Here is a 5,977-nt window from a genome sequence, read left to right on the forward strand (position 1 = left end):
ACCGCCACCCGCTGGAACTCGGGGAAGGTGCCCTTCCCTACGGCTGGATTGCCTTCTCGATGTCGGTGAGCATGCTGTCGATACCGTGCAGCAGTTCCGAGAGCACCTCGTCGTCGGCGACCAGCGGCGGGGAGATCATCAGCATCGTGGCACCGCGGTCGTCGCCGCGCAGGATCACCTTGGTGCGGGCGAACGCCTCCGGCAGCACCTTGCGCAGTACCGTCAGCGACTCCTGCTCGGTGAACTCGCGGCCGCTGTCGCTGTCCGCCATCAGCTCGATCGCGTAGAAGAATCCGGTGCCGCGGACGTCCTTCACGCAGCGGTGCGAGCGCATCAGCGAATCGAGTGCCGACTTCAGCTTCGGGCCGCGTGCGCTGACGTTGCCGAGCACGTTCTCGTCGCGCATGGCGGTGATGTTCGCGACCGCGACCGCCGTCGACACCGGGTGCCCGCCCCACGTCGCGCCGTGCGTGAACACGCCGCCCTTGGGCGAGTCGTAGAGTTCGCGCACCAGCTGCTCACGCACGATCAGACCGCCGAGCGGGGCGTATCCGGACGTGGAGCCCTTCGCGAACGTGATCATGTCCGGAACCACACCGGTGAGTCCGTGCCCGAACCAGTGCCCGAGGCGGCCGAACGAGCAGATCACCTCGTCGGAGACCAGCAGAATCCCGTGCTTGTCGCACAGCGCGCGCAGTGCGGCCCAGTATCCGTCCGGCGGGACCAGGGCACCGCGCCCGTTCTGGACCGGCTCGGCGAAGACGGCGGCGATGGTCTCGGCGCCCTCTTCCTCGATGACGGCCTCGATCGCGGCGATGCAGTCGAGTTCGTTCGCCGGGCCGCAGTCGCCGAGGTAGCCGAGCGTATTGGGTACGGAGCGGACCCCGGGCAGCAGCGGGCCGAACGGATCCTTGATCTTGGGCAGCTGCGTCACCGAGAGGGCGCCGAGAGTGGTTCCGTGATAGGCCATCTCGCGGCTGATGATCTTGGTTCGCTGCGGGTTGCCCTGGCTGCGGTGGTACTGCCGGGCGAACTTGACGGCCGTCTCCACGGCCTCGGAACCCGAATTGACGAAGAACGTCGTCCCGAGGTCACCGGGCGCCAGGTCGGCGATCAGTGCGGACGCCTCGATCGCGGGAACGTGGGCGCTGCCCCAGTTGGACGCGTACGCCAGCGTCCCGATCTGCTCGCTCGCCGCCCTCGCGATGTCGTCGCGGCCGTGACCGATGTTCACGCAGAACAGACCTGCCAGACCGTCGAGGAAACGGTCTCCCTCGGTGTCGATCAGATAGCTTCCCTCGCCCCGAACGAACACCGGGAAGTCGCTTTCCCAGGTGTCCTTGCGGGTGAAATGAGGTCCGAGGTGCCGGCGGGCCCGTGCTCGCAATTCGGTGACGTCCACGACCATCTCCTTCGTTGTCGATTGGCTGTGATCCACAACATACCGACGAGGCGGACCGCAGGTCAGAACCAGAAGCGCGGTATTCGATGGGTCCAGACTGGTCCCCGTAGACGGTGCTCAACTGGTCCTTCTGGTCCCATGCCAGAGTGATCCAGACTTCGGTATCGCTCGGCACCACGGCATGTGGCCGGAGCGGCGAACTGCCCCAGCTAACGGAGGTCTCAGATGAGGATCGGTATCCCCAAGGAAGTCAAGAACCACGAGTACCGGGTGGCGGCCACTCCCGCCGGTGTCCACGAGATGGTTGCCCACGGGCACGACGTGTTCGTGGAACGCGGTGCGGGGGAGGGCTCGTCGATCGGCGACGACGCCTACGGCGCGGCCGGCGCGAAGATCCTCGACAGCGCCGACGCCGTGTGGCAGAGCGCGGAACTCCTGCTGAAGGTCAAGGAGCCCATCGCGGAGGAATACCACCGGATGCGTTCGGACCTCACGCTGTTCACCTACCTGCACCTCGCCGCCGGCGAGGAGTGCACCCGGGCCCTGCTCGCCGCCGGCACCAATTCGGTTGCGTACGAGACGGTTCAGCTTCCGGACGGTTCGCTGCCGCTGCTGTTCCCGATGAGTGAGGTCGCCGGCAGGCTCGCTCCCCTCGTCGGTGCGCAGGCACTCATGCGCCCGGAGGGTGGCCGGGGTGTGCTGATCGGCGGGGTGTCCGGTGTGTCCCCGGCGCGGGTCGTCGTGATCGGTGCCGGCGTATCGGGCATGAACGCCGTCGCCGTCGCCGCAGGCACCTGGGCCGACGTCGTCCTGTTCGACAAGAACGTCGACAAGCTACGCGCCGCCGACCGCATGTACCAGGGCCGGATCCGGACCCTCGCCGCCAACGCCTACTCCATCGAGCAGGAGGTCATGCAGGCCGACCTCGTCATCGGCGCCGTGCTCGTGCCGGGCGCCAAGGCACCGAAGATCATCTCGAACTCGCTGGTCGCACGGATGAAGCCGGGCAGCGTCCTCGTCGACATCGCGATCGACCAGGGCGGCTGCTTCGAGGACTCGCGTCCCACCACCCACGCGGACCCCACGTTCAAGGTCCACGACTCGGTGTTCTACTGCGTGGCGAACATGCCGGGAGCGGTGCCCCACACGTCCACGTACGCGCTCACCAACGTGACCCTGCCGTACACCCTGCAGATCGCGGAGAAGGGCCTGGCCCGTGCAGCCAGGGAGAACGCCGCACTCCGCGCCGGCGTCAGCACGATCTCCGGGCGTCTCACCAACGACGCCGTCGGTGCCGCACTCGGCATCGAGTCGATCGGCGTCGACGAAGCGCTCAACCTCGTTTGATATCGTCGCCGGCCCGGCATACTGAGAAGTGCTCGTTCGGGAACTTCTCGGCGTGCCGGGTCGGCCCACACCTGGCCACCTTTGGATCCACAGGAGGCGATGCGTGCCGAGAACACTGATCGAGATCGACCGCAATTCCGCCGAACCGCTCTACCGGCAGGTTCGACGGGCGATCGAACACGGCATCGCCAACGGGCTGTTCGATCCACGCCACCGCCTCCCCAGTTCACGGGAACTGGCGGTCGATCTCGCGATCTCCCGGAACACGATCAACCTGGCCTATCAGGAACTGATCGCCGAGGGACTCGTTCAAAGCCACCAGCGCTCGGGCATGTTCGTCAATCCCGACATGATCGAGACGCTCGCATCCGACGCCCGCGCAACCATTCCGCGCATCGACTGGTCGTCCCGCATCCGGCGGTACCCCGACGCCGACGTTCCGCACATCGAGAAGAACCTCGACTGGCACAACTACCCGTACCCGTTCCTGGCCGGGCAGATCGACATCCGCAGCTTCCCGGCCCGCGCGTGGGTCCGGTGCCTGCGCGACGCGCTGTACCAGCCGCATGCCTACGCCAGCCTGCAGGACAGCGTCGGCGCGGACGATCCGATGCTGATCGACATGATCCGACAGCACCTGCTGCCGTCGCGCGGCATCGAGGCCGGTGCCGACGAGGTACTCGTCACCGTCGGTTCCCAGCAGGGACTGGACCTCGTCGGCCGCGTGCTCCTCGGACCCGAACACCGCGTCGCGATCGAGAACCCCGGCTACCTCGACGCGCGACACATCTTCCTGCGCACCGGCGCTCAGGTGTACGGCATCGACGTCGACGCGCACGGCCTGCGCCCGCCGGAGACGCTGCGCGGCACCGACCTGATGTATCTGACGCCGAGCCATCACCATCCGACCAACGTGACGCTCGGCATCGACCGCAGGCAGCGTCTGTTGCAGCTGGCCGCAGAATCCGGCACCGTCATCGTCGAGGACGACTACGACAGCGAGTTCCGCTATCACGGCAGTCCCAGCCCGGCGCTCAAGGCACTCGACTCCAGCGGCGACGCCGTGTACCTCGGCACGTTCTCGAAATTCCTGGCCCCCGGACTGCGCCTCGGCTACCTCGTCGGACCCGCGGATCTGGTGCGTGAGCTGCGCAAAGCTCGCCGGTACGTGCTGCGCCACCCACCCGGTCATCAGCAGCGGGCCCTGGCGATGCTCATCGACAGCGGCGAGTATCACCGCGCGCTGCGCCATCACCGCACCCAGATGAAACACAAATGGGAACGCCTGTGCGCGGCCGTCGACAAGTACCTCCCCTGGCCGCAGGAGCCGTACCCGCCCGGTGGCGTCAGCCTGTGGATGACCGGTCCGGAGAACCTCGACTGCCGAGTGCTCGCGCGGGAGGCCGAGGCCCGCGGCGTCCTCATCGAACGCGGCGACATCTTCTTCACCCAGCCGGTACCGCCCCGCAACCACTTTCGCATCGGCTACGGGGCGATCCCCCTGCGCTCCATCGAGGAAGGCATCGCCCTCCTCGGTCAGGCGTGCCAGGCGAGTCTGCGCTCTGGCAGGTAGACCCCGACGGCGCCATCGCCTGGTCCGGGGACCGCTAGCTGTACGACGTGCTCGCCCGCACCTACTGCTTCGCCGCCACCGTGTTCGCGATCAACCCCGCCGGACCGATCGACTGGGGCGACCTCGCCGGTGGCGCACCGGCTACTTCGACCAGCCCCCTTCGGCCACGACACCCGGGCTAGATTTGGGGCACCCCAAAGCAGAGGAGAGCCCCGTGGGCAAGGTGGTCATGTACAGCTCGGTGTCGGTGGACGGCTTCATCGCGGACGAGAATGACCAGCCCGGAGCGTTGTTCGACTGGTTGTCCAGCGGTGACGTCCCGTTGGACGAGAGCGGCCAGGTTAAGGTGTCACAGACGTCGTACGACTACACCCGACCGTACTGGGACCAGATCGGGGCGACGCTCGTCGGCCGCCACGTCTTCGACATGACCGACGGCTGGGACGGAAAGCCTCCGAGCGGGATCGACCACGTGGTCGTCGTGACGCACCGGCCGCAGCCCGAGGGCTGGGACCCCGAGACGCCGTTTCACTTCGTCGACGGCGTCGAGGCAGCCGTGGCCAAGGCGCAGGAGCTTGCGGGCGACCGCATGGTCGAGGTCGCCGCCGGCGACGTCGGTGGCCAGGTGCTTGCCGCGGGCCTGGTCGACGAGGTGCGCATGGACGTCGTACCCGTCGTGTTCGGGTCCGGCAAGCGCTACTTCGGGTCGGTCCACGCGCAGCACCTGTTGGAGGATCCCGACGTGGTGATTCAGGGCAACCGGGTGCTCCACCTGCGCTATCGGGTGCGCCGTTGACCGATCTGAGCGGATACGCGAAGAAGTCCACTGCGAGCGGTGACAATTGAAGCCGTCAGACGAAGCAGTCATCCGTGCAGGTCAGGCCAACTTCGGGAGCCGGGGCCTTATCGGCCGCACTCGGTAACAGCTGACTGGCGAATAGCGGGATTGTCGGCTACCGGGTGCCGAGGGAGTGGGTGACGCGGACACATTCTTGTTGGTCTCAGGGACCTCAACCAGCGATGTTGTATGTCAACGAGTCGCGAAGCCGCGGATCTGATTCTAAGGTTGCTGTCGTCTCCGACGCTGCAGCAAAGCGCCAACGGGGGCAGTTATCTCGTCGGACATTGATTATTCCCATCGCTCTTGTGCAGAGGAGGATAGGGCGTTTTCGGGTAGATTTGCCTATGCGGTGAAAATGTAAGGGGACCTGCCGAAAACGCCTGACTGGTCTATTGCCTCCTTGGCTTACGTCGCTGCCGTTCACACCCGCCATCACAGTTGACCGCCGTGCGCGTATGTGCGGTGGGCGCAAGTCGTCGCCGCATACGATCTCGCCGTCCGACGGGAGACGTCACCGACATCCTCGACGGTATCGAAGACAAAGCCGGACAAAATCCTCGCCCATCTGCTCGCCATCCTCGCCCATCTGCTCGCCATCCTCGCCCACCCGAAAGTAATTGATGGAGAACTGGTCCGACGCAGAAGACAGCGTTGCCTACGGCGCGATAACTGAAAATCTCGTGCCTGAGCGCACACAAACCAGTGACATGGCCTAGATCTACGCGAAGCCGACGTACTTGGTCTCGAGGTACTCCTCGATGCCTTCGGTGCCGCCTTCGCTGCCGAGTCCGGACTGCTTGACTCCGCCGAACGG

5 protein-coding genes are annotated in these 5,977 nt (G+C 66.2%); 3 read left to right on the plus strand and 2 right to left on the minus strand.

Features of this window, described 5'->3' with window-relative positions; translation table 11 throughout:
• Positions 1 to 37: 37 nt before the first annotated feature.
• Entirely contained in the window at positions 38 to 1,408 is a 1,371-nt protein-coding gene (locus ACFTZB_RS42030) for an aspartate aminotransferase family protein (RefSeq protein WP_378441340.1), read from the minus strand.
• Positions 1,409 to 1,627: 219 nt separating this feature from the next.
• Here ACFTZB_RS42030 and ald point away from each other — a divergent pair, with 219 nt between their 5' ends.
• The 3 genes from ald to ACFTZB_RS42045 all read left to right on the plus strand — a co-directional run bounded on the left by ald (position 1,628) and on the right by ACFTZB_RS42045 (position 5,118).
• Positions 1,628 to 2,749: an alanine dehydrogenase gene (ald, locus tag ACFTZB_RS42035; RefSeq protein WP_378441342.1), complete on the plus strand. Its 1,122-nt coding sequence runs from the start codon at positions 1,628 to 1,630 to the stop codon at positions 2,747 to 2,749.
• Between the two features lie 103 nt (positions 2,750 to 2,852).
• Positions 2,853 to 4,322, plus strand: coding sequence for a PLP-dependent aminotransferase family protein (locus tag ACFTZB_RS42040; protein WP_378441344.1), 1,470 nt, complete (start codon positions 2,853 to 2,855; stop codon positions 4,320 to 4,322).
• Positions 4,323 to 4,536: 214 nt separating this feature from the next.
• Complete coding sequence (locus tag ACFTZB_RS42045) at positions 4,537 to 5,118, plus strand: dihydrofolate reductase family protein (protein ID WP_378441346.1); 582 nt, start codon at positions 4,537 to 4,539, stop codon at positions 5,116 to 5,118.
• A gap of 763 nt (positions 5,119 to 5,881) precedes the next feature.
• Here ACFTZB_RS42045 and ACFTZB_RS42050 read toward each other — a convergent pair.
• On the minus strand, positions 5,882 to 5,977 hold a 96-nt coding region (locus ACFTZB_RS42050), incomplete at its 5' end, for an aldehyde dehydrogenase family protein (protein ID WP_378436141.1).

It is taken from the genome of Rhodococcus sp. NPDC057014 (assembly GCF_042673295.1).
Lineage (GTDB): Bacteria > Actinomycetota > Actinomycetes > Mycobacteriales > Mycobacteriaceae > Rhodococcus_F.